Source organism: Streptomyces sp. NPDC001902 (genome assembly GCF_042891295.1).
Lineage (GTDB): Bacteria > Actinomycetota > Actinomycetes > Streptomycetales > Streptomycetaceae > Actinacidiphila.
Genome location: NZ_JBIATA010000009.1, coordinates 159,170 through 182,399 on the forward strand (window position 1 = coordinate 159,170; position 23,230 = coordinate 182,399).

Consider the following 23,230-nt stretch of genomic DNA (forward strand, 5'->3'; position numbering starts at 1 on the left):
CGGGCGGGGGCCCCCGACGCCGGGGCCATCGCTTCGCGGGGCACCCGCCCGGCTCGGTAGGATTCACCGGTGCAGCTTTCCGCTGCCGGACCCAGTGGGACATACGTCAGGAGAGACCGGTGTCAGACGTCCGTGTGATCATCAAACGCGATTCCGATGAGCAGGAAGAGCGGCTGGTCACGACGGGCACGACGGCCGCCGAGCTCTTCGACGGCGACCGCACCGTCGTCGCCGCGCGGGTCGGGGGCCAGCTGAAGGACCTCGCCTACGAGGTCGCCGACGGCGACGAGGTCGAGCCCGTCGGGATCGCCAGCGAGGACGGCCTCAACATCCTGCGCCACTCCACCGCGCACGTGATGGCGCAGGCCGTGCAGGAGCTCTTCCCGGAGGCCAAGCTCGGCATCGGCCCGCCGATCAAGGACGGTTTCTACTACGACTTCGACGTCGAGAAGCCTTTCCACCCCGACGACCTCAAGCGCATCGAGAAGAAGATGCAGGAGATCGTCAAGCGCGGCCAGCGCTTCTCCCGCCGTGCCGTCGGCGACGACGCGGCCCGCGAGGAACTCGCCGACGAGCCCTACAAGCTGGAGCTGATCGGCCTCAAGGGCTCCGCAGCCGAGGCCGCCGAGGGCGCCTCCGCCGAGGTCGGCGCCGGCGAGCTGACCATCTACGACAACCTGGACGCCAAGACCGGCGAGCTGTGCTGGAAGGACCTCTGCCGCGGTCCGCACCTGCCCAGCACCAGGTTCGTCCCGGCGTTCAAGCTGATGCGCTCGGCCGCCGCCTACTGGCGCGGCAGCGAGAAGAACAAGCAGCTGCAGCGCATCTACGGCACCGCCTGGCCCTCCAAGGACGAGCTCAAGGAGTACCTGGACTTCCTCGTCGAGGCCGAGAAGCGCGACCACCGCAAGCTCGGCTCCGAGCTCGACCTGTTCTCCATCCCGGAGCAGATCGGCTCGGGCCTGGCGGTCTTCCACCCCAAGGGCGGCATCGTCCGCCGGGTCATGGAGGACTACTCGCGCCGCCGGCACGAGGAGGAGGGGTACGAGTTCGTCTACACCCCGCACGCCACCAAGGGGAAGCTCTTCGAGACCTCGGGCCACCTGGACTGGTACGCCGACGGCATGTACCCGCCCATGCAGCTCGACGAGGGCGTGGACTACTACCTCAAGCCCATGAACTGCCCGATGCACAACCTGATCTTCGACGCGCGCGGCCGCTCGTACCGTGAACTGCCGCTGCGCCTGTTCGAGTTCGGCACCGTGTACCGGTACGAGAAGTCGGGTGTCGTGCACGGCCTCACCCGGGCCCGCGGCTTCACCCAGGACGACGCGCACATCTACTGCACCAAGGAGCAGATGGCGGACGAGCTCGACAAGACGCTCACCTTCGTCCTCAACCTGCTGCGCGACTACGGCCTGACCGACTTCTACCTGGAGCTGTCGACCAAGGACCCGGAGAAGTTCGTCGGCTCCGACGAGATCTGGGAGGAGGCCACCGAGACGCTGCGGCAGGTGGCCGAGAAGCAGGGCCTCCCGCTCGTCCCCGACCCGGGCGGCGCCGCGTTCTACGGTCCGAAGATCTCCGTCCAGGCCAAGGACGCCATCGGCCGCACCTGGCAGATGTCGACCGTGCAGCTCGACTTCAACCTGCCCGAGCGCTTCGACCTGGAGTACACGGCCGCGGACGGCACCAAGCAGCGCCCGGTCATGATCCACCGTGCGCTCTTCGGTTCCATCGAGCGCTTCTTCGCGGTGCTGCTCGAGCACTACGCGGGCGCCTTCCCGGCATGGCTGGCCCCCGTCCAGGCGGTCGGCATCCCGATCGGCGACGCGCACGTGTCCTACCTGCAGGAGTTCGCCGCCGAGGCGAAGAGGAAGGGCCTGCGCGTCGAGGTGGACGCCTCCGCCGACCGGATGCAGAAGAAGATCCGCAACGCGCAGCGCAGCAAGGTGCCGTTCATGGTCATCGTCGGCGACGAGGACATGGCGGCGGGCTCGGTCTCCTTCCGCTACCGGGACGGCTCGCAGAAGAACGGCATCCCGCGCGACGAGGCGATCGCCGAGATCGCCAAGGCCGTCGAGGACCGGGTCCAGGTCTGAGCCGCCGGCACGACGCACGGCGACGGGCCCCCGGAGGTCAGCCCTCCGGGGGCCCGCCCGCGTCCGGCCGCTCGTCGGCACGGCGGAAGCTCTGGGTGAGCCAGGCCGAGAACGAACCGACGACCGCGCCGATCAGGACGACGCCCAGGAACATCACCCCCACCGCGATCACCCGTCCGCGCACCGTCACCGGCACGAGGTCGCCGTAGCCGGTCGTGGTGATCGTGGAGCACAGCCACCACACCGACTGGCCGTAGGTGCGGATCTGCGCGCCGGGCGCGTCGTGCTCGTCCGCGTACACCTGCAGGCTCGCCGCGAAGCCGAGGAGCAGCGCGCTGAGCCCCGCGTACCCCATCACCCGGGCCTCCAGGGAGAACCGCGGCTGCTTGTGCAGGTCCTGGACCCTCCCGTAGATCTGCAGCAGACGCAGCGGGCGCAGCAGCGGCAGGACCACCACGACCAGGTCGAGCCAGCGCCGGCGGACGTAACTCCAGCGGTGCGGCGCGACGGCCACCCGGACCAGGTAGTCCAGCACGAAGAGTCCCCAGGTCACGACGGTGACCGTCAGCAGCAGATCGGACCATTCGGGCGGCAGGTCCGGGACGAGCACGCGCACCGCGTACGTGACGAGGAACACCAGGGACGCGAGGGACAGCGGCACACTGCCCCGACGCTCCCACTCCCGCAGCCGCCGCTCGTCATCCATGGGCATGGGGCCAGCATCGTGCCCCGCACGCGGGAGCGCCCCCGGCGACACGCAGGGCCGGGACGACGCCATATGCTGCAAGGCATGACGAGTGAGCCGGAACTGCAGAACGGAGTCGGGACGCAGGACGCGTTCCAGCGCCTGTGGACGCCGCACCGCATGGCGTACATCCAGGGCGAGAACAAGCCGACCGGCCCAGGGGCCGGCGACGGCTGCCCCTTCTGTGCGATTCCGGAGATGAGCGACGAGGACGGGCTCGTCATCGCGCGCGGCGACGTCGTCTACGCGGTCCTCAACCTCTACCCGTACAACGGCGGCCACCTGATGGTGGTGCCCTACCGTCACGTCGCGGACTACACCGACCTCGACGGGCCGGAGACCATCGAGCTCGCCGAGTTCACCAAGCGCGCCATGGTCGCGCTGCGCTCGGCCTCGGGCGCGCACGGCTTCAACATCGGCATGAACCAGGGCACCGTGGCGGGCGCCGGGATCGCCGCGCACCTGCACCAGCACGTGGTGCCGCGCTGGGGCGGCGACACCAACTTCATGCCGGTGGTCGGCCACACCAAGGTGCTGCCGCAGCTCCTCGCCGACACCCGCAAGATGCTCGCCGACGCCTGGCCGGCCGGCTGACCCGGTCCGTCCCGCCGACCGGGCCGGGGCCGGGCGGCGCGCGAGCCGTCCGCCCCCGGGCCCGTCAGTAGACGTCGGCCTCGCTGGGCGAGGCGTCCTGCACCATGTTGCTCAATATGCCCGAGCGGTTGTTGAACTTCGAGACGTCCACCCCGTTCTCCTCCATGACGGTGATGGCCGCGGAGTGCACCGCCCGCAGCACGGGGGTGGCGGCGCGCAGGGCGTCGTCGGCCATGAAACGGTGGTTCCAGGGCTGTGAGGCCCAGCTGTGCCGCAGACCGAAGGGCTCGGGCAGGACGATCTTGCCGCCGAGGTGGTCGAGCACCTGGGGGAAACGGGTCAGGGGGGCCCGGGCGGCCAGCCGCACCACCTCGTCGCTCGTCACGAGCGGCAGCTGCACCTTCTTCGTCTCCCAGAACTTGACCGGGTGGGCTATCTCCTTCTCCTTGGCCTCCGGTGCCGTGGTGAACAGGGAGTGCACCGGTCCGAGCGCGTGCCCGGTCACCTCGATCCGCAGGGTGCTCGCCAGCACGGTCACGGTGACCATCATGGTGATCACCAGCTGACCGTCCCAGACCACGAACTGCAGACCCAGGTAGTGCCGGTTGCCCTTGTCGAACTGCTGCTCGTTGCAGATCCGCTGGATCTCGAAGTCGCGGACGGTGTAGCCGTCGACGTCGGAGCCGGTGGGCCGGGTGATCTTCTTGGCGCCCTCGCCGACGTGGGAGACGACCCAGTGCTGTATCAGCGGCTTGGGGAAACCACCGGTGTGCAGCGGGCCGCGCTGCAGGCCGCGCAACTTGCCGTGGATCACCTTGATGACGTCCCAGCTGCGGAAGGGGTGGATCTCGCTCAGCCCTTCGCGGGGCGTCAGTTCCTCGGCCATGTGCCAGGCGCCCCACCGGGCGCCCATGCCGAGCACGCCCTTGGGGCCTTGGTAGAAGACCACGTTGCTCTGCTGCTCGGCGGAGAGCTTGGCCAGGCTCTGGCGCAGCTTCTCGGCCCGGGTCTGGTTGGGGTTGCGCGGCACGGCCTCGGGGATCTTCGCGCCGACGCCGCTGCCCGAGACCAGCCCCGCCCAGCGTTCGCGCAGGTCCTTGGCGGTCTGCTCGCAGAGCCGCTTCGCCCAGAACCAGCCGAGGACCGGGGCCACCATCATCACCCTCAGGTACTGCGACCAGAAGCCGGTGAGCGGCGGGTTGACGACGAAGAGGACGGCGAAGAAGCCGACCACGAGCAGCACCACCGAGCCGAGCAGCCCTGCCCGGGAGCCCTCGGACCTCCGTACGAGGGCCCGCAGTTGGAAGGCGCCCAGCCAGACCAGCATCCCGGGCAGGAACAGCAGGCCGAACACGACCATCACGGCCGTCAGCTTGTTGTCGCGCTCCTGGCGGATCCGGTTGGCGGCCAGGCAGTGCTCGACGACGGTCTGCGGCTCCGCGCCGAAGGACTGCACCAGCTCGTTGCGGGAGGCGCCCAGCATCCGGTTCTGCACGGCGCGGGCGAAGGCCTCGCCCAGGTTCGCCTGCAGCAGCTTGACCTTCGCCTCCTTGACCGACGACTTGCCCGCGTCGGCCGTGGCGAGGGCATCCATGGGACTGTCGCGGTACGCGGCCGACGCGAGGGCCTGGGTGGCCCCCGTCTGCCCGTCGACACCGCTCAGCGGTATCTGCGCGCCCGGGCTCAGGAAGTCGAAACCGTCGGTCACTGCCGCCCCCTTCTGGTCCCCGCCCGTGCGGACGTGAACCCGCACGGCCCTTTCCCCGGTCGCGGCACCGGCACACCTGCGAGGCCGCCCACCCAGCGTATACGGGGGGTGTGACGTGCGTCATCGGCCCGGCGGAAGAAGATCGTTCCGCCGGGCCGCCAACGTCCCCCGTACGGGGGTTACTTGCCGGACTCCTGGGCGTGCTGCTCCCTCAGCTTCTGCGCCAGCTGGGGCGGCATCGGCTCGTGCCGGGCGTAGTTGCGGCCGTACCGTCCGGTGCCGTGCGACAGCGACCGCAGGTCGACCGCGTAGCGCCCGATTTCGATCTCCGGTACCTCGGCCCGCACCAAGGTGCGTCCCAGGCCGACCGGTTCGGTGCCCAGCACCCGTCCGCGGCGCCCGGACAGGTCGCTCATCACCGGCCCGACGTACTCGTCCGGCACCATGACGCGGATCTCACTGACCGGTTCCAGCAGGTGGATGCGGCACTGCGTGGCCGCCTCGCGCAGGGCGAGCGCGCCCGCGGTCTGGAAGGCGGCGTCGGAGGAGTCCACCGAGTGCGCCTTGCCGTCGACCAGGGTGATGCGGATGTCCTCGACCGGGAAGCCGAGGGCCACGCCCTTGGCGGCCTGGGCGCGGACGCCCTTCTCCACCGAGGGGATGAACTGCCGCGGTACCGCGCCTCCGACGACCTTGTCGACGAACTGGATGCCGGAGCCGACCGGCAGCGGTTCGACCTCGATGTCGCAGATGGCGTACTGGCCGTGCCCGCCGGACTGCTTGACGTGCCGTCCGCGCGCCGTCGACTTCTCGCCGAAGGTCTCGCGGAGCGCCACCTTGTGCGGCACGGCGTCGACCTGCACGCCGTAGCGCGTGCGCAGCCGCTCCAGCGCCACGTCCATGTGGGCCTCGCCCAGGCACCACAGCACGACCTGCCGGGTGTCGGGGTTCTGCTCCAGCCGCATCGTGGGGTCCTCGGCGACGAGCCGGGACAGGCCGACGGAGAGCTTGTCCTCGTCGGCCTTGCTGTGCGCCTGGATCGCGACCGGCAGCAGGGGGTCCGGCATCAGCCAGGGCTCCATGAGCAGCGGGTCGTCCTTGGCGGAGAGCGTGTCGCCGGTCTCCGCGCGGGTCAGCTTGGCGACGCAGGCCAGGTCGCCGGCCACGCAGTGCGGCACCGTCCGCTGCTGTTTGCCGAAGGGCGAGGACAGGGCGCCGACGCGCTCGTCGACGTCGTGGTCCTCGTGGCCGCGGTCCTCCAGGCCGTGGCCGGAGACGTGGACGGTCTCGTCGGGGCGCAGGGTGCCGGAGAACACCCGCACGAGGCTGATCCGCCCCACGTACGGGTCGGAGGAGGTCTTCACGACCTCGGCGGCCAGCGGTCCGTCCGGATCGCAGGTGAGCTGCGCGTGCGCCGTCCCCTGGGGCGTGCTGACCTGGGGGACCTCACGTTCCAGCGGCGTCGGGAAGCCGCCGGTGACCAGTTCCAGCAGTTCCACGGTGCCGATGCCCTGCTTGCAGCCCTCCGCGGCCGGCGCGGCGGCCAGCACGGGGTGGAAGGAGCCGCGCGCCACGGCACGCTCCAGGTCCTGGACCAGCGTTTTGAGGTCGAGCTCCTCGCCGCCCAGGTAGCGGTCCATGAGGGTCTCGTCCTCGCTCTCGGCGATGATCCCCTCGATCAGCCGGGCGCGCGCGTCGTCCATCGCGGGCAGCTGCGCCTCGTCCGGCGGGCGCTCCTCGCGCTTGCCGGAGGAGTAGTCGTAGACCCGCTGCGACAGCAGGCCGATGAGCCCGGTCACGGGTGTGTGGCCGTCCGCGGTCTCCTCCCCGTGGAGCGGGAGGTACAGCGGCAGCACCGAGTCGGGTGAGTCGCCCCCGAAGGCCTCACGACACGTCTCGGTCATCTCCTCGAAGTCGGCCCGTGCCGCCTCCAGGTGCGTGACGACGACCGCACGCGGCATGCCGACCGCCGCGCACTCCTCCCAGACCATCCGGGTGGCGCCGTCGACGCCGTCGGCCGCCGAGACGACGAAGAGGGCCGCGTCCGCTGCCCGCAGACCGGCCCTGAGTTCCCCCACGAAGTCGGCGTACCCGGGGGTGTCCAGCAGATTGATCTTGATTCCGTCCCACTCCACCGGTACCAGCGAGAGCTGTACCGAGCGTTGCTGACGGTGTTCGATCTCGTCGTGGTCGGAGACGGTCCCGCCGTCGGACACGTGCCCGGCGCGGTTCACCGCCCCTGTCGCCAGGGCGAGCGCCTCGACCAGCGTCGTCTTCCCGGAGCCACTGTGGCCGACCAGCACCACGTTGCGTACATCCTCGGGCCGGCCGGCCGCCAATGCCCTTCCGGCGGCTCCCGGACCTGCGTCTCTCCTGTCGCCCATGTGCCTCGCCTCCCGGTCCGTCACGGCATGGGGACTGGCGCCACGGGAGACCACCCGCCCAGGGCGGTCTGCAGTGACGCCCGCGGTAATTCGACCTTCCCACGCCCGTCACGGTGCGTCCATACGTCGTACGTGCCGCGGTAGGACGGGAGCCACGGACCTGCCGCGGAACGCGCCTGGCTACGATGGGCCAGCCGGACGGCCGACGGGGTCGTGCCGGTGCACCCCACGAACCTCCGGGAAGGCCATGCTGAACAAGTACGCGCGTGCTTTCTTCACGCGTGTCCTCACACCGTTCGCCGCGTTTCTGCTCCGCCGGGGCGTCAGCCCGGACACGGTCACGCTGATCGGCACGGGAGGCGTGGTCGCAGGAGCGCTGGTCTTCTACCCCAGGGGCGAGTTCTTCTGGGGCACGGTCGTCATCACCCTGTTCGTCTTCTCGGACCTCGTGGACGGCAACATGGCCCGCCAGGCGGGCGTCTCCAGCCGCTGGGGCGCCTTCCTGGACTCCACCCTGGACCGGGTGGCCGACGCGGCCATCTTCGGCGGGCTGGCGCTCTGGTACGCCGGGGGCGGGGACGACCTCGTGCTGTGCGCGGTGACGATCTTCTGCCTCGCCAGCGGCCAGGTGGTCTCGTACACCAAGGCGCGCGGTGAGAGCATCGGACTGCCGGTCGCGGTCAACGGCCTGGTCGAACGGGCCGAGCGACTGGTGATCTCACTGGTGGCCTGCGGCTTCGCGGGGCTCCACAAGTTCGGCGTCCCCGGCATCCAGTGGCTGCTGCCGATCGCCCTGTGGATCGTGGCCGTCGGCAGCCTGGTGACGCTGGTGCAGCGGGTGATCACCGTGCGCCGCGAGGCCTTCGAGGCCGACGCGGCGGCGCACGAAGGGAGCGGGCGGGCGTGAAGGACGGGCTGACCGACGCGCTGTACGGACTGGGCTGGGGTGCGGTCAAACGGCTGCCGGAACCCGCCGCGGCGCGGCTCGGCCGGTCCGTCGCCGACCTGGCCTGGAGCCGCCGCGGCAAGGGCGTGCAGCGCCTGGAGTCCAACCTGGCCAGGGTTGTGCCCGACGCCGACGAGGCGCGGCTGCGGGAGCTGTCGAAGGCCGGCATGCGCTCGTACCTGCGCTACTGGATGGAGTCCTTCCGGCTGCCGGCCTGGAGCAAGGAACGCATCCGCTCCGCGTTCGACTGCAAGGACCTGCACCACCTCGAGGACGGCCTGGCCTCCGGCCGCGGCGTCGTCCTCGCCCTGCCGCACATGGCCAACTGGGACCTCGCGGGCGCCTGGGTCACCACCCGGCTCGGGGTGCCCTTTGCCACCGTCGCCGAGCGGCTCAAGCCCGAGAGCCTGTACGACCGCTTCGTCGCCTACCGCGAGGGCCTGGGCATGGAGGTGCTGCCGCACACCGGCGGCGCCGCCTTCGGCGCGCTGGCCCGGCGGCTTCGCGGCGGCGGCCTGGTGTGCCTGGTCGCCGACCGCGACCTGTCCTCCTCCGGCGTCGAGGTGGACTTCTTCGGCGAGGCCACGCGCATGCCCGCGGGCCCCGCGCTCCTCGCCCAGCAGACCGGGGCGCTGCTGCTGCCGGTCACCTTGTGGTACGACGACTCGCCCAACCTCCAGGGCCAGGTCCACGCACCGATCGAGGTGCCTGAGGACGGCACGCGGGCGGAGCGGACCGCCGTCATGACGCAGCGCCTGGCGGACGTCTTCGCCGCCGGCATCGCCGCGCACCCCGAGGACTGGCACATGCTGCAGCGGCTGTGGCTCGCCGACCTCGAACCGCGGGCGGACGCGCCCGCCGGGCAACCGGCAGGGCGCGGCGCGGCGTCCTCCCCGGTGTCCGGCGACCCCACCGACCGCTCCGGAACGGAGAAGCCTTGAGGATCGGGATCGTCAGCCCGTACTCGTGGGACGTCCCAGGCGGCGTCCAGTTCCACATCCGCGACCTCGCCGAGCACCTCATCGCGCTCGGCCACGAGGTCTCCGTCCTGGCGCCGGCCGACGACGACACCCCGCTGCCGCCGTACGTCACCTCCTCCGGCCGTGCCGTGCCCGTGCCGTACAACGGCTCGGTCGCGCGGCTGAACTTCGGCTTCCTGTCGGCCGCGCGGGTGCGCCGCTGGCTCCACGAGGGCGCCTTCGACGTCATCCACGTCCACGAGCCCTCCTCGCCCTCCCTCGGCCTGCTGACCTGCTGGGCCGCGCAGGGGCCGATCGTGGCCACCTTCCACACCTCCAACCCGCGCTCCCGGGCGATGATCGCCGCCTACCCGATCCTGCAGGCGGCGCTGGAGAAGATCAGCGCCCGCATCGCGGTCAGCGAGTACGCCCGGCGCACCCTGGTCGAGCACCTGGGCGGGGACGCCGTGGTCATCCCGAACGGCGTCGACGTGGGCTTCTTCGCCGACGCCGAGCCCAAGACGGAGTGGCAGGGCGGAGGTCCCCCCGGCGAAGACAGGGGGAGGACCATCGGCTTCATCGGGCGGATCGACGAGCCCCGCAAGGGCCTGCCCGTGCTGATGAAGGCCCTGCCGAAGATCCTCGCCCAGCAGCCGGGCACCCGGCTGCTGGTCGCCGGGCGCGGCGACGAGGCCGAGGCCGTGGAGGGCCTGCCCAAGGAGATGCGCGACCGGGTCGAGTTCCTCGGCATGGTCAGCGACGAGGACAAGGCGCGGCTGCTGCGCAGCGTCGACCTGTACGTGGCGCCCAACACCGGCGGCGAGAGCTTCGGCATCATCCTGGTCGAGGCCATGTCGGCCGGGGCGCCGGTGCTCGCCAGCGACCTGGACGCCTTCCGCCAGGTGCTCGACGGGGGCGCGGCCGGCGAGCTCTTCCCCAACGAGGACCCGGACGCGCTGGCCGCCTCCGCCGTACGGCTCCTGGGCGACGCCGAGCGGCGTGCGCAGCTGCGCGAGCTGGGCTCCCGGCACGTCCGGCGCTTCGACTGGTCGGTCGTGGCCGCCGACATCCTCGCGGTGTACGAGACCGTCACCGCCGGCGCCGTGGCGGTCGCCGCCGATGAGCGGGTGGGCCTGCGGGCCCGCTTGGGCTTCGCCCGCGACTGACCCCGGAACCGCCACCCGCCGCCGCCATCCGCGACCGCCACCCGCGACCGAAGCCCGCCGTCGGCGTCCCGACGCGGTCCGCCGCCCGGTGGGCCGCACCGGGCGCACCGGTAGCCTTGCGGCCCGTGACCACCTTCATCTGGGTCGCCGTGGCGCTGGTCGCCGTCGGCCTCTACCTGAGCTGGACCGCGGGCCGGCTGGACCGCCTGCACGCCCGTATCGACGCGGCCCGGGCCGCGCTGGACGCGCAGTTGCTGCGCAGGGCCTCCGTGGCCCAGGAGCTGGCCACCGCGGGGGTGCTGGACCCGGCGGCGAGCATCGTGCTCTACGAGGCCGCGCACTCCGCCCGGCAGGCCCTGGACGAACAGCGCGAGGTGGCCGAGAGCGAACTGAGCCAGGCGCTGCGCGCGGTCTTCGCCGAGTCCGACGCGGTCGACGCCGTCCGGGCCGCCCCCGGCGGCGACGAGGCCGCGCGCGAGCTCACCCAGGCGGTGCGCCGGGTGCCGATGGCGCGGCGCTTCCACAACGACGCCGTGCGCGCCGCCAGGGCGCTGCGCGAGCACCGCAAGGTGCGCTGGTTCCGGCTCGCCGGGCACGCGGCGCAGCCGGTGACGTTCGAGATGGACGACGAGCCCCCGGTCGTCCTGACCGCGGAGGGCGTGGCAGGCCACTGAGGAGCGATTGGCCCTTTTGCGGTCCACTTCGTGCGGTCCACCATGAAACACAGAGCAACCATCGGTGTTCCGTCGGCCGTCCGTGAGGAGGCCCGCAGACGCCGTGGGCTGCCGTGACCCTGCAGTTGAGTCTCCGAGTGAGGTCCCCGTGTCCACCACGCTTCCCAGCACCCCCGAGTCCCCCGAGACCGGCACCGCCCGCGTCAAGCGCGGTATGGCCGAGCAGCTCAAGGGCGGCGTGATCATGGACGTCGTCACCCCCGAGCAGGCCAAGATCGCCGAGGACGCGGGCGCCGTCGCCGTCATGGCGCTGGAGCGGGTCCCCGCCGACATCCGCAAGGACGGCGGCGTGGCCCGCATGTCCGACCCGGACATGATCGAGGGCATCATCGACGCCGTCTCGATCCCGGTGATGGCCAAGTCCCGCATCGGCCACTTCGTCGAGGCCCAGGTCCTGCAGTCGCTCGGCGTCGACTACATCGACGAGTCCGAGGTGCTCACCCCGGCCGACGAGGTCAACCACTCCGACAAGTGGGCCTTCACCACGCCCTTCGTCTGCGGCGCCACCAACCTGGGCGAGGCCCTGCGCCGCATCGCCGAGGGCGCGGCCATGATCCGCTCCAAGGGCGAGGCCGGCACCGGCAACGTGGTCGAGGCCGTCCGCCACCTGCGCCAGATCAAGAACGAGATCGCCCGCCTGCGCGGCTACGACAACCACGAGCTGTACGCCGCCGCCAAGGAGCTGCGCGCCCCGTACGAGCTCGTGAAGGAGGTCGCCGAGCTCGGCAAGCTGCCGGTCGTGCTGTTCTCCGCGGGCGGTGTCGCCACCCCTGCCGACGCGGCGCTGATGCGCCAGCTCGGCGCCGAGGGCGTCTTCGTCGGCTCCGGCATCTTCAAGTCCGGCGACCCCGCCAAGCGGGCCGCCGCCATCGTGAAGGCCACCACCTTCTACGACGACCCCAAGATCATCGCGGACGCCTCCCGCAACCTGGGCGAGGCCATGGTCGGCATCAACTGCGACACCCTCCCCGAGGCCGAGCGCTACGCCAACCGCGGCTGGTAGGCGCCCCACGCCCCGTGATGGGCAGGCCGGCGACGGCCTGCCCATCGTCCGTTGCCCCACCCGACGTTCCGGAAGGTCCCAGCCCGTGTCCAGCAGCACCCCGACCATCGGAGTCCTCGCCCTGCAGGGCGACGTCCGCGAGCACCTGGTCGCGCTCGCCGAGGCCGACGCCCTGGCCCGCCCCGTGCGGCGGCCCGAGGAACTGGCCGAGGTGGACGGTCTGGTGGTCCCGGGCGGCGAGTCGACCACGATGTCCAAGCTCGCCACGCTCTTCGGCATGATGGAACCGCTGCGCGACCGCATCCGGGACGGGCTTCCGGTCTACGGCACCTGCGCCGGGATGATCATGCTCGCCGACAAGATCCTGGACGGCAGGGACGACCAGGAGACCTTCGGCGGGATCGACATGATCGTGCGCCGCAACGCCTTCGGCCGGCAGAACGAGTCCTTCGAGACCGCGGTCGAGGTCGAGGGCGTGGAAGGCGGCCCGGTCGAGGGCGTCTTCATCCGCGCACCCTGGGTCGAGTCCACCGGCAGCGGGGTCGCCACGCTGGCCCGGCTCGACGACGGAACGATCGTCGCCGTGCGCCAGGGCAACCTCCTGGCCACCTCGTTCCACCCCGAACTGACCGGGGACCACCGGGTGCACCGGTACTTCGTCGACATGGTGCGCGCCGCCCGGTGAGGTGATCCCGGTAGGATCGCAGTGTTCGTGAAGCAATCGGTGACGTGAAGGAGACAGGCTGATGTCCGGCCACTCTAAATGGGCTACGACGAAGCACAAGAAGGCCGTGATCGACGCCAAGCGCGGCAAGCTCTTCGCGAAGCTGATCAAGAACATCGAGGTCGCCGCCCGCGCGGGCGGCGCCGACATCTCCGGTAACCCGACCCTCTTCGACGCCATCCAGAAGGCGAAGAAGAGCTCGGTGCCCAACAAGAACATCGACAGCGCGGTCAAGCGCGGTGCCGGGCTCGAGGCGGGCGGTGCCGACTACGAGACGATCATGTACGAGGGCTACGGCCCCAACGGTGTCGCGGTGCTCATCGAGTGCCTCACCGACAACCGCAACCGCGCCGCCTCCGACGTGCGCGTCGCCATGACCCGCAACGGCGGCTCCATGGCCGACCCCGGCTCGGTGTCCTACCTGTTCAACCGCAAGGGCGTCGTGATCGTCCCCAAGGGCGAGCTCAACGAGGACGACGTGCTCGGCGCGGTCCTGGACGCGGGCGCCGAGGAGGTCAACGACCTCGGTGAGTCCTTCGAGGTGCTCAGCGAGGCGACCGACCTCGTCGCGGTGCGCTCGGCGCTCCAGGACGCGGGCATCGACTACGACTCCGCCGAGGCCAACTTCGTCCCCACCATGCAGGTGGAACTGGACGAGGAGGGCGCGCGCAAGATCTTCAAGCTCATCGACGCGCTCGAGGACAGCGACGACGTGCAGAACGTCTTCGCCAACTTCGACGTCTCCGACGAGATCATGGAGAAGGTCGAGGCCTGATCCGGTCCGGCAGGACGTACGGCAGGACGGCGGCCCGTGGGGAGGACACACCCCCACCGGGCCGCCGTCGTTGTCGGTGGCACCCGATAGCCTCCAGGGGCCGCTTGAACGGCTGTCCGAGGGAGGGAGGGGCGCGGTGCGTGTGCTGGGTGTGGACCCGGGGCTGACCCGCTGCGGCGTGGGCGTGGTGGACGGTGCCCCCGGCAAGCCGCTGCGCATGGCCGGCGTCGGGGTCGTCCGCACCCCGGCGGAGGCCGACATCGGCCATCGCCTGGTGCTGATCGAGCGCGGCATAGAGGCCTGGCTGGACGAGTACGCGCCCCAAGCCGTCGCCGTGGAACGGGTGTTCAGCCAGCACAACGTGCGCACCGTGATGGGCACGGCCCAGGCCAGCGCCGTCGCCATGCTCTGCGCCTCCCGCCGCGGCCTGCCCGTCCACCTGCACACCCCCAGCGAGGTCAAGGCCGCCGTCACCGGCAGCGGCCGGGCCGACAAGGCGCAGGTCGGTGCCATGGTCACCCGGCTGCTGCGGCTCGACGCCCCACCGAAGCCCGCCGACGCCGCCGACGCGCTGGCGCTCGCCATCTGTCACATCTGGCGCGGCACCGCGACCAACCGCCTCCAGCAGGCCGTCGCCCGAGCACGAACCCAGGAGCCCAGCACATGATCGCCTTCGTCAGCGGGCCCGTCGCCGCCCTCGCCCCGGACATCGCGGTGATCGAGGTCAGTGGCATCGGCATGGCCGTCCAGTGCTCCCCGGGCACCCTGGCATCGCTGCGCCTGGGGGAGCAGGCCCGGCTCGCCACCTCCCTCGTCGTCCGCGAGGACTCCCTCACCCTCTACGGCTTCGCCGACGACGACGAGCGCCAGGTCTTCGAACTGCTGCAGACCGCCAGCGGCGTCGGTCCCCGGCTCGCCCAGGCCATGCTCGCGGTGCACAGTCCCGACGCGCTGCGCACGGCCGTCGCCACCGGCGACGAGAAGGCCCTGACCGCCGTCCCGGGCATCGGCAAGAAGGGCGCCCAGCGGCTGCTGCTGGAGCTGAGGGACCGCCTCGGCGCCCCCGTGGGCGCGGCGGGCGTCGCACGCCCCGCGGTGGCCGCAGGGCCCGCCTCCTGGCGGGAGCAGCTGCACGCCGCGCTGATCGGCCTGGGCTACCAGCCGCGCGAGGCGGAGGAGGCCGTGGCCGCGGTGACGCCGCAGGCGGAGGCGAGCGCCGAGCCGCAGGTCGGCGCCCTCCTGCGGGCCGCCCTGCAGACCCTGAACCGAGCCCGCTGACCGTAGCCCGCCGAGCGTAAGGCGCACCGAAGTGAACTGGGACGACGAGTCCGTACCGACCACCGCCGACCGTCTCGTAGGCGCTGCCGCAGACGGCGAGGACCAGGCCGTCGAGGCGGCGCTGCGGCCCAAGGCGCTGGAGGAGTTCGTCGGCCAGGAGCGGGTCCGCGAGCAGCTCGACCTGGTGCTGAAGGCCGCGCGCCAGCGGGGCGGCACCGCGGACCACGTGCTGCTCTCCGGCGCCCCCGGGCTCGGCAAGACGACCCTGTCGATGATCATCGCGGCCGAGATGGGCGCCCCGATCCGGATCACCTCCGGCCCCGCCATCCAGCACGCCGGGGACCTCGCGGCGATCCTCTCCTCCCTCGCCGAGGGCGAGGTGCTCTTCCTCGACGAGATCCACCGGATGTCCCGGCCCGCCGAGGAGATGCTCTACATGGCGATGGAGGACTTCCGGGTCGACGTCATCGTCGGCAAGGGACCCGGCGCCACCGCCATCCCCCTCGAGCTGCCCCCGTTCACCCTGGTCGGCGCCACGACCCGGGCCGGTCTGCTGCCGCCGCCGCTGCGCGACCGCTTCGGCTTCACCGGCCACATGGAGTTCTACGCCCCGGCCGAGCTGGAGCGGGTCATCCACCGCTCCGCGCGCCTGCTGGACGTCGAGATCGAGCCCGAGGGGGCCGCGGAGATCGCCGGCCGCTCCCGCGGCACCCCGCGCATCGCCAACCGACTCCTGCGCCGCGTACGGGACTTCGCGCAGGTGAAGGTCGACGGCGTGGTCACGCGCGAGGTCGCCGCCCGGGCACTGGACGTGTACGAGGTCGACGGCCGCGGCCTGGACCGGCTGGACCGCGCCGTGCTGCAGGCCCTGCTGGGGCTCTTCGGCGGCGGCCCGGTGGGGCTGTCGACACTGGCGGTGGCCGTGGGGGAGGAGCGGGAGACGGTGGAGGAGGTGGCCGAGCCGTTCCTGGTGCGCGAGGGGCTCCTGGCGCGCACACCCCGTGGCCGCGTCGCCACTCCCGCTGCCTGGGCACACCTTGGACTCGTGCCGCCACAGGGCGGCGGACCCGGGCAAGACGGGCTGTTCGGCCCTTGACGGCGGGGAGACTCGCCGCCGCAGGAACCTCGGTGTAATGCTTGGCGTTGTTCCACCGGCGAACGAACGCTTAGACTCCGCCGACGTCGTGCCTCCGGGACCGACACCCACAATCCCGTAGACCAGGCCCCAGCGGCCGTGCGAAGGATCGTCAAGACACCATGAATCTGGTTCAAATCCTGCCTTTCGTCCTGATCATCGGTGTCATGCTGCTGATGACCCGTTCCGCGAAGAACCGTCAGCGCCAGGCCACGCAGATGCGTGACCAGATGTCCCCCGGCTCGGGCGTCCGGACGATCGGCGGCATGTACGCCGTCGTCAAGGAGGTCAACGAGGACACGGTCCTGCTGGAGCTGGCCGACGGCGTCCACGCGCACTTCGCGAAGAACGCCATCGCCGCTGTCCTCGACCAGGCCGAGTACGACCGTGTCGTCCACGGCATCGACCCGGAGCCCGAGCTCGAGGCGCACGACGCCGAGGACGTCGAGGACGTCGAGAAGGCCGACGAGCACGTCGACCTGAGCAAGACCGCCGACGAGGGCGTGACCGAGGACGCCTCCAAGACGGACGGCACCGACAAGAAGTAACGGCCCGGCCGGTACGTTTCAGGTTCGGCAAGTCCGTACTACTCATCGTGCCGCCCTGCTGCGCGCGCAGGTCCGCAGGGCGGTTGGACAGGGAGAATCGAGAAGGTGGCAGCACCGAAGAGGGGCCGTAAGCCCTCGGCGAGCCAGGGATACCCCGGGCGGGCGCTGGCAGTGATCCTGCTGGCCATCGTGGCGCTTACCGGAGGGATGTTCCTCTCCGGCCACACCACCCCCCGGCTGGGCATCGACCTCGCCGGCGGTACGAGCATCACGCTGACGGCCAAGAGCGACCAGGCCGGCGCGATCAACAAGACCAACATGGACACCGCCAAGGCGATCATCGACCGGCGTGTCAACGGTCTTGGTGTCTCGGAAGCCGAAAGCCAGATCCAGGGCGACCGGAACATCATCGTCAACATCCCCAAGGGCACCAACGCCGCGCAGGCCGAGCAGCAGGTCGGCACCACGGCCCAGCTCTACTTCCGCCCGGTGCTCGCCGAGGTGGCCAACGCCCCGGCGGCGTCGGAGTCGCCCGGCGCCAGCCCCTCGGGCTCGCCCTCGTCCCCGGCCTCGCCGTCCGCGAGCGCCTCCACCGGCGCCAAGGTCTCCGGCTCCCCGTCCGCGAGCGCCTCGACGCAGGGCCGCGCCGTCACCGACGCGCTGAAGGCCTCGTCGACGCCGTCCGCCTCCGCTTCGGGCTCGCCCTCGCCGACCCCGACGCCTTCGGCGAGCGCCGCGGCCCCCGGGAGCACGCTGGACACCTCCATCCCGGAGGACCTGCAGGCGAAGCTCGCCGCGCTGGACTGCTCCGACGCGAAGACGCGCGCCAACCTGAACCTCAAGGCCAAGCCGACCGACAAGATCGTCGCGTGCAGCCAGGACGGCGGCGCCAAGTACGCCCTCGGTCCGGCCGCGGTCGACGGCAAGAACGTCAGCAAGGCCGCCGCGCAGTTCGACACCCAGGGCGGCAACGGCTGGGTCGTCACCCTGAACTTCGACGGCACCGGCTCCAAGGCCTTCTCGAAGATCACCTCGCAGCTGTCCCAGCAGCAGCCGCCGAACAACCAGTTCGCGATCGTGCTGGACAACGAGGTCGTCTCCGCCCCCTCGGTGAACCAGACCCTGAGCGGAAGCGCCGAGATCTACGGCAGCTTCACCCAGGAGAGCTCCCAGGACCTGGCGAACGTCCTGTCCTACGGCTCCCTGCCGCTCACCTTCGACAAGTCGGACGTCACCAAGGTCTCGGCGGCGGTCGGCGGCGAGCAGCTGCACGGCGGCCTCATCGCCGGCGGCGTCGGCCTCGCCCTGGTCGTGCTCTACCTGGTCGCCTACTACCGCGGCCTGAGCTTCGTGGCGATCCTGAGCCTCATCGTCTCGGCGATCCTCACCTACGAGATCATGACGCTGCTCGGCCCGGCCATCGGCTTCGCACTGAACCTGCCGGCGGTCTGCGGCGCCATCGTGGCCATCGGCATCACCGCGGACTCGTTCATCGTCTTCTTCGAACGCATCCGTGACGAGCTGCGCGAGGGCCGCTCCCTGCAGCCGGCCGTGGCCCGTGGCTGGCCGCGCGCCCGCCGCACGATCCTCGTCTCGGACTTCGTGTCGTTCCTGTCGGCCGCCGTGCTCTTCGTCGTCTCGGTCGGCAAGGTGCAGGGCTTCGCCTTCACCCTGGGTCTGACGACGCTGCTCGACGTGGCCGTGGTGTTCCTCTTCACCAAGCCGCTGATGACGATCCTGGCCCGCAAGAAGTTCTACGCCAGCGGACACCCCTGGTCCGGGCTCGACCCGCGTGCCCTGGGCGTCAACCCCCCGCTGCGCCGCACTCGCCGCCCCGCGGCCCGTACCGACGTCAAGGAGGCCTGATGTCCCGGCTCGGCAACCTCGGGCACCGCCTGCACCGAGGCGAGATCGCCTACGACTTCGTCGGCAAGCGCAAGCTCTGGTACGGCGTCTCGATCCTGATCACCATCGCGGCGATCGTCGGTCTCGCCGTCAACGGCCTCAAGCTCGGCATCGAGTTCTCCGGCGGCGCGGTCTTCACGACCCCGAAGACCGAGATGTCGGTCAGCCAGGTCCAGGACAAGATCGCCGGCAACACCGGTGGCCACCAGGCCATCGTGCAGAAGCTCGGCACCGGCGCCGTCCGCGTCCAGATCAGCGACATCTCGCTCACCGAGGCGAAGAAGATCCAGGGCGAGATCGCCGAGGACCTGAACGTCAAGTCGGCGGACATCGACCCGCAGATCATCGGTCCGAGCTGGGGCGACGAGATCTCCAAGAAGGCCTTCCAGGGCCTGGTGATCTTCATGGTCCTGGTGACGATCTACCTGGCGATCGCCTTCGAGTGGCGCAAGGCCGTGGCCGCGCTGATCGCCCTGATCCACGACCTCACGATCACCATCGGCGTCTACGCCATCGTGGGCTTCGAGGTCACCCCGGGCACCGTGATCGGCCTGCTGACGGTCCTCGGTTACTCCCTCTACGACACCGTCGTCGTCTTCGACGGTCTGAAGGAGTCCACCAAGGACATCACCAAGCAGAACCGCTACACGTACAGCGAGCTGGCCAACCGCAGCCTCAACCAGACCCTGGTGCGTTCGATCAACACCACGGTCGTGGCGCTGCTCCCGGTGGCGGGCCTGCTCTTCGTCGGCGGCGGTCTGCTCGGCGCGGGCATGCTCAACGACATCGCCCTGTCGCTCTTCGTCGGCCTCACCGCCGGTGCGTACTCCTCGATCTTCATCGCGACCCCGCTGGTCGCGGACCTCAAGGAGCGCGCCCCGGAGATGAAGGCGCTGCGCAAGCGCGTGCTCGCCAAGCGCGCCGCCGACGCCCGCCGCGGCGAGGACGGCGTGGACGAGCCGCAGGACGGGATCCCCGCCGACGAGGACGGCGGACCGGCGGAGGACGACACCCACGCGGGTGCCGCCGTCGTCGGCGGCCAGCGCAACCAGCCGGCCCGCAACCGCAGCCGCAACCGTCCCTCCGGCAAGCGCCGCTGAGGACGCAGCGGACGTTCGACGAGTCGCAGCGACGAAGGACCGAGGAACACCACCGATGACCATCGCGGACGCCACCCCGGAAGGGCTGCGCAGCCTGCTGCTCAGCCGCATACGGGACGTGCCCGACCACCCGAAGCCGGGCGTGACGTTCAAGGACATCACCCCGCTGCTGGCCGACCCCGCGGCGTTCAACGCGCTGATCGACGCCCTGGCCGGGCTCTGTGCCCGGCACGGCGCCGACAAGGTCGTCGGCCTCGAGGCGCGCGGGTTCATCCTCGCCGCCCCGGCGGCCGCCCGCGCCGGGCTCGGGTTCGTGCCCGTGCGCAAGGCGGGCAAGCTGCCCGGGGCGACGCTGGGCCAGGCGTACGAGCTGGAGTACGGCACCGCCGAGATCGAGGTCCACCAGGACGCCTTCTCGGCCGGTGACCGGGTCCTGGTCATCGACGACGTGCTCGCCACCGGCGGCACGGCGGAGGCGTCCCTGGAGCTGATCCGCCGCACCGGCGCCGACGTCGCCGGTGTCGCGGTCCTCCTGGAACTGGGCTTCCTCGGCGGGCGCGCCCGCCTCGCCCGGTCCCTGGGCGGTGCCCCCCTGGAGGCACTGATCGCGGTCTGAGCACCCTTCTCCGACGTGTGGCGCCCGAGTCCCGGCTCCGGCGCCACACGCATGTCCGGATGCGGGGACGCGGGGATGCCGGGACGACCGCGGGCGCCGAGGGCCTGACCAGCCCGTCGGCGGCTCTACGGCGGGAGGCGGGCTCCCGGCCCGGAAGCGGTGCGGGGCCCGCCTCCGGGCGTTGCGGGGGGTCCACGGGGCGGACGGGACGCGGTCCACCCGGTCACATCGCTACCATGGTGTCTCGGAACCTCCCTCCTCGCCCGTCTCCGGCCGGGAGGGGACCAGAAGGAGTGCCCTTGCAAGAAGAGGCCAGGCAGGCTCAGCCGACGACGACCGCAGACGGGAAGCAGGCGGCTGCCCTCTCCGCGGCTCCTCCCGTCGCGCCCGCCGCACCCGCGGAGAGCAAGGCCGCAGGGCCCGCTCCCGCCGCCCCGGCGACCCCCGCCGCCCGGCCCGTACGCACTCCCGGGAGCGTGGCCCCGAACCGGCCCGCCACCTCCTCCAACCGTGTCCGCGCCCGTCTCGCCCGGCTCGGCGTCCAGCGTTCCAGCCCGTACAACCCGGTCCTGGAGCCCCTGCTGCGCATAGTCCGCAGCAACGACCCCAAGGGCGACACGTCGCAGCTGCGCCAGATCGAGCGCGCCTACCAGGTCGCCGAGCGCTGGCACCGCGGCCAGAAGCGCAAGAGCGGCGACCCGTACATCACCCACCCGCTGGCGGTCACGACGATCCTGGCCGAGCTGGGCATGGACCCGGCGACGCTGATGGCCGGGCTGCTGCACGACACCGTCGAGGACACCGAGTACGGCCTGGACGCGCTGCGCCGCGACTTCGGCGACTCCGTCGCGCTGCTGGTGGACGGCGTCACCAAGCTGGACAAGGTCAAGTTCGGCGAGGCCGCGCAGGCCGAGACGGTGCGCAAGATGGTCGTCGCCATGGCGAAGGACCCGCGCGTGCTGGTCATCAAGCTCGCGGACCGCCTGCACAACATGCGCACCATGCGTTACCTCAAGCGGGAGAAGCAGGAGAAGAAGGCCCGCGAGACGCTGGAGATCTACGCCCCGCTGGCGCACCGGTTGGGCATGAACACCATCAAGTGGGAGCTGGAGGACCTCGCGTTCGCGATCCTCTACCCCAAGATGTACGACGAGATCGTCCGGCTGGTCGCCGAGCGCGCCCCCAAGCGGGACGAGTACCTGGCGGTCGTCACCGACCAGGTGCAGCAGGACCTGCGCGCCGCCCGCATCAAGGCGACCGTCACCGGCCGCCCCAAGCACTACTACAGCGTCTACCAGAAGATGATCGTGCGGGGCCGGGACTTCGCCGAGATCTACGACCTGGTGGGCATCCGCGTCCTGGTCGACACCGTCCGCGACTGCTACGCGGCGCTGGGCACCATCCACGCGCGGTGGAACCCGGTGCCGGGGCGGTTCAAGGACTACATCGCGATGCCCAAGTTCAACATGTACCAGTCGCTCCACACGACGGTCATCGGGCCCAGCGGCAAGCCGGTCGAGATCCAGATCCGCACCTTCGACATGCACCGCCGCGCCGAGTACGGCATCGCGGCGCACTGGAAGTACAAGCAGGAGGCCGTCGCCGGCGCCTCCAAGGTGCGCACCGACAGCCCGAAGTCCGCCAAGAAGGACGACGCCGTCAACGACATGGCGTGGCTGCGGCAGTTGCTCGACTGGCAGAAGGAGACGGAGGACCCGGGCGAGTTCCTGGAGTCGCTGCGCTTCGACCTGTCCCGCAACGAGGTCTTCGTCTTCACCCCCAAGGGTGATGTCATCGCGCTGCCCGCCGGCGCGACCCCCGTCGACTTCGCGTACGCCGTCCACACCGAGGTCGGCCACCGCACGATAGGGGCGCGGGTCAACGGCCGCCTGGTGCCGCTGGAGTCGACCCTCGACAACGGCGACACCGTGGAGGTCTTCACCTCCAAGGCGGCGGGCGCCGGCCCGTCCCGCGACTGGCTCGGCTTCGTCAAGTCCCCGCGCGCCCGCAACAAGATCCGCGCCTGGTTCTCCAAGGAGCGCCGCGAGGAGGCCGTCGAGCAGGGCAAGGAAGCCATCGCGCGGGCGATGCGCAAGCAGAACCTGCCGATCCAGCGGGTGCTCACCGGCGACTCGCTCGTCACGCTCGCCCACGAGATGCGCTACCCCGACATCTCCGCGCTCTACGCGGCGATCGGCGAGGGGCACATCACCGCGCAGTCCGTCGTGCACAAGCTCGTCGAGGCCCTGGGCGGTGAGGAGGGCGCGACCGAGGACATCGCCGAGGTCACGACCCCGTCGCGCAGCCGTACCAAGCGCCGCTCGGCCGCCGACCCGGGTGTCATCGTCAAGGGCGAGAAGGACGTCTGGGTCAAGCTGTCCCGCTGCTGCACCCCGGTGCCGGGCGACCCGATCATCGGCTTCGTCACCCGCGGCAACGGCGTCTCCGTGCACCGGGCCGACTGCGTGAACGTCGAGTCGCTCTCGCAGCAGCCCGAGCGGATCATCGACGTCGAGTGGGCGCCGACCCAGTCCTCGGTCTTCCTGGTCGCCATCCAGGTCGAGGCGCTGGACCGGTCCCGTCTGCTGTCGGACGTCACGCGTGTCCTGTCCGACCAGCACGTCAACATCCTGTCCGCCGCCGTCCAGACCTCCCGCGACCGGGTGGCCACCTCGCGCTTCACCTTCGAGATGGGCGACCCCAAGCACCTCGGGCACGTCCTGAAGGCCGTGCGCGGCGTCGAGGGCGTCTACGACGTGTACCGGGTGACGTCGGCGCGCCAGCGCTGACACGGCGCGGGGAAGCACG

Annotated in this window: 20 protein-coding genes; 17 read left to right on the top strand and 3 right to left on the bottom strand. The window is 71.2% G+C overall.

Going from position 1 to position 23,230, the window contains the following annotated elements:
• The first annotated feature begins 119 nt into the window (after positions 1 to 119).
• On the top strand, positions 120 to 2,102 hold the full coding sequence (thrS, locus tag ACFYYN_RS17480) for a threonine--tRNA ligase (RefSeq protein ID WP_499510814.1): 1,983 nt from the start codon (positions 120 to 122) through the stop codon (positions 2,100 to 2,102).
• A 37-nt stretch (positions 2,103 to 2,139) separates the two neighbouring features.
• Here thrS and ACFYYN_RS17485 read toward each other — a convergent pair whose 3' ends face one another.
• Positions 2,140 to 2,814 (bottom strand): potassium channel family protein, encoded by a 675-nt coding sequence (locus ACFYYN_RS17485; RefSeq protein WP_500546502.1) that lies wholly within the window; start codon positions 2,812 to 2,814, stop codon positions 2,140 to 2,142.
• A 66-nt stretch (positions 2,815 to 2,880) separates the two neighbouring features.
• Between ACFYYN_RS17485 and ACFYYN_RS17490 the strand changes: the two genes are divergently transcribed.
• Entirely contained in the window at positions 2,881 to 3,441 is a 561-nt protein-coding gene (locus tag ACFYYN_RS17490; protein ID WP_500546503.1) for an HIT family protein, read from the top strand.
• Positions 3,442 to 3,505: 64 nt separating this feature from the next.
• Here ACFYYN_RS17490 and ACFYYN_RS17495 read toward each other — a convergent pair whose 3' ends face one another.
• Positions 3,506 to 5,149: an AbeC-like domain-containing protein gene (locus ACFYYN_RS17495; RefSeq protein WP_500324454.1), complete on the bottom strand. Its 1,644-nt coding sequence runs from the start codon at positions 5,147 to 5,149 to the stop codon at positions 3,506 to 3,508.
• Positions 5,150 to 5,328: 179 nt separating this feature from the next.
• On the bottom strand, positions 5,329 to 7,533 hold the full coding sequence (locus tag ACFYYN_RS17500; RefSeq protein WP_500546504.1) for an elongation factor G-like protein EF-G2: 2,205 nt from the start codon (positions 7,531 to 7,533) through the stop codon (positions 5,329 to 5,331).
• A gap of 247 nt (positions 7,534 to 7,780) precedes the next feature.
• Here ACFYYN_RS17500 and pgsA point away from each other — a divergent pair, with 247 nt between their 5' ends.
• The 15 genes from pgsA (at position 7,781) to ACFYYN_RS17575 (ending at position 23,211) form a co-directional block, all read left to right on the top strand.
• A complete protein-coding gene (gene pgsA, locus ACFYYN_RS17505) occupies positions 7,781 to 8,440 on the top strand; it encodes a phosphatidylinositol phosphate synthase (protein WP_499510809.1) in 660 nt (219 codons plus the stop codon).
• On the top strand, positions 8,437 to 9,420 hold the full coding sequence (locus ACFYYN_RS17510) for a phosphatidylinositol mannoside acyltransferase (RefSeq protein ID WP_500546506.1): 984 nt from the start codon (positions 8,437 to 8,439) through the stop codon (positions 9,418 to 9,420). Before pgsA ends, ACFYYN_RS17510 begins: the two co-directional genes overlap by 4 nt.
• Complete coding sequence (locus tag ACFYYN_RS17515) at positions 9,417 to 10,604, top strand: glycosyltransferase family 4 protein (protein ID WP_500324449.1); 1,188 nt, start codon at positions 9,417 to 9,419, stop codon at positions 10,602 to 10,604. Before ACFYYN_RS17510 ends, ACFYYN_RS17515 begins: the two co-directional genes overlap by 4 nt.
• 116 nt (positions 10,605 to 10,720) lie before the next feature.
• Positions 10,721 to 11,278 carry a LemA family protein gene (locus tag ACFYYN_RS17520; RefSeq protein ID WP_500324448.1) on the top strand — a complete coding sequence of 186 codons (558 nt, stop codon included), beginning with the start codon at positions 10,721 to 10,723 and terminating at the stop codon, positions 11,276 to 11,278.
• Positions 11,279 to 11,426: 148 nt separating this feature from the next.
• Complete coding sequence (gene pdxS / locus ACFYYN_RS17525; protein ID WP_500324446.1) at positions 11,427 to 12,341, top strand: pyridoxal 5'-phosphate synthase lyase subunit PdxS; 915 nt, start codon at positions 11,427 to 11,429, stop codon at positions 12,339 to 12,341.
• A gap of 85 nt (positions 12,342 to 12,426) precedes the next feature.
• A complete protein-coding gene (gene pdxT, locus ACFYYN_RS17530) occupies positions 12,427 to 13,026 on the top strand; it encodes a pyridoxal 5'-phosphate synthase glutaminase subunit PdxT (RefSeq protein WP_500546507.1) in 600 nt (199 codons plus the stop codon).
• 61 nt (positions 13,027 to 13,087) lie between these two features.
• Positions 13,088 to 13,840 carry a YebC/PmpR family DNA-binding transcriptional regulator gene (locus tag ACFYYN_RS17535; RefSeq protein WP_499510803.1) on the top strand — a complete coding sequence of 251 codons (753 nt, stop codon included), beginning with the start codon at positions 13,088 to 13,090 and terminating at the stop codon, positions 13,838 to 13,840.
• Between the two features lie 136 nt (positions 13,841 to 13,976).
• Complete coding sequence (gene ruvC, locus ACFYYN_RS17540; RefSeq protein ID WP_499510802.1) at positions 13,977 to 14,507, top strand: crossover junction endodeoxyribonuclease RuvC; 531 nt, start codon at positions 13,977 to 13,979, stop codon at positions 14,505 to 14,507.
• Complete coding sequence (gene ruvA, locus ACFYYN_RS17545; RefSeq protein ID WP_500546508.1) at positions 14,504 to 15,118, top strand: Holliday junction branch migration protein RuvA; 615 nt, start codon at positions 14,504 to 14,506, stop codon at positions 15,116 to 15,118. Before ruvC ends, ruvA begins: the two co-directional genes overlap by 4 nt.
• Before the next feature lie 31 nt (positions 15,119 to 15,149).
• Positions 15,150 to 16,214 carry a Holliday junction branch migration DNA helicase RuvB gene (ruvB, locus tag ACFYYN_RS17550; protein ID WP_500324441.1) on the top strand — a complete coding sequence of 355 codons (1,065 nt, stop codon included), beginning with the start codon at positions 15,150 to 15,152 and terminating at the stop codon, positions 16,212 to 16,214.
• Between the two features lie 161 nt (positions 16,215 to 16,375).
• Positions 16,376 to 16,801, top strand: coding sequence for a preprotein translocase subunit YajC (gene yajC, locus ACFYYN_RS17555; RefSeq protein WP_500324439.1), 426 nt, complete (start codon positions 16,376 to 16,378; stop codon positions 16,799 to 16,801).
• Positions 16,802 to 16,906: 105 nt separating this feature from the next.
• Positions 16,907 to 18,667, top strand: a complete 1,761-nt coding sequence (secD, locus tag ACFYYN_RS17560; RefSeq protein WP_500546510.1) for a protein translocase subunit SecD — start codon at positions 16,907 to 16,909, stop codon at positions 18,665 to 18,667.
• Positions 18,667 to 19,806: a protein translocase subunit SecF gene (secF, locus tag ACFYYN_RS17565; RefSeq protein ID WP_500324436.1), complete on the top strand. Its 1,140-nt coding sequence runs from the start codon at positions 18,667 to 18,669 to the stop codon at positions 19,804 to 19,806. Before secD ends, secF begins: the two co-directional genes overlap by 1 nt.
• Positions 19,807 to 19,861: 55 nt before the next feature.
• Complete coding sequence (locus ACFYYN_RS17570) at positions 19,862 to 20,422, top strand: adenine phosphoribosyltransferase (protein WP_499510796.1); 561 nt, start codon at positions 19,862 to 19,864, stop codon at positions 20,420 to 20,422.
• A 236-nt stretch (positions 20,423 to 20,658) separates the two neighbouring features.
• Positions 20,659 to 23,211 carry a RelA/SpoT family protein gene (locus ACFYYN_RS17575; RefSeq protein ID WP_500546511.1) on the top strand — a complete coding sequence of 851 codons (2,553 nt, stop codon included), beginning with the start codon at positions 20,659 to 20,661 and terminating at the stop codon, positions 23,209 to 23,211.
• Positions 23,212 to 23,230: the final 19 nt, after the last annotated feature.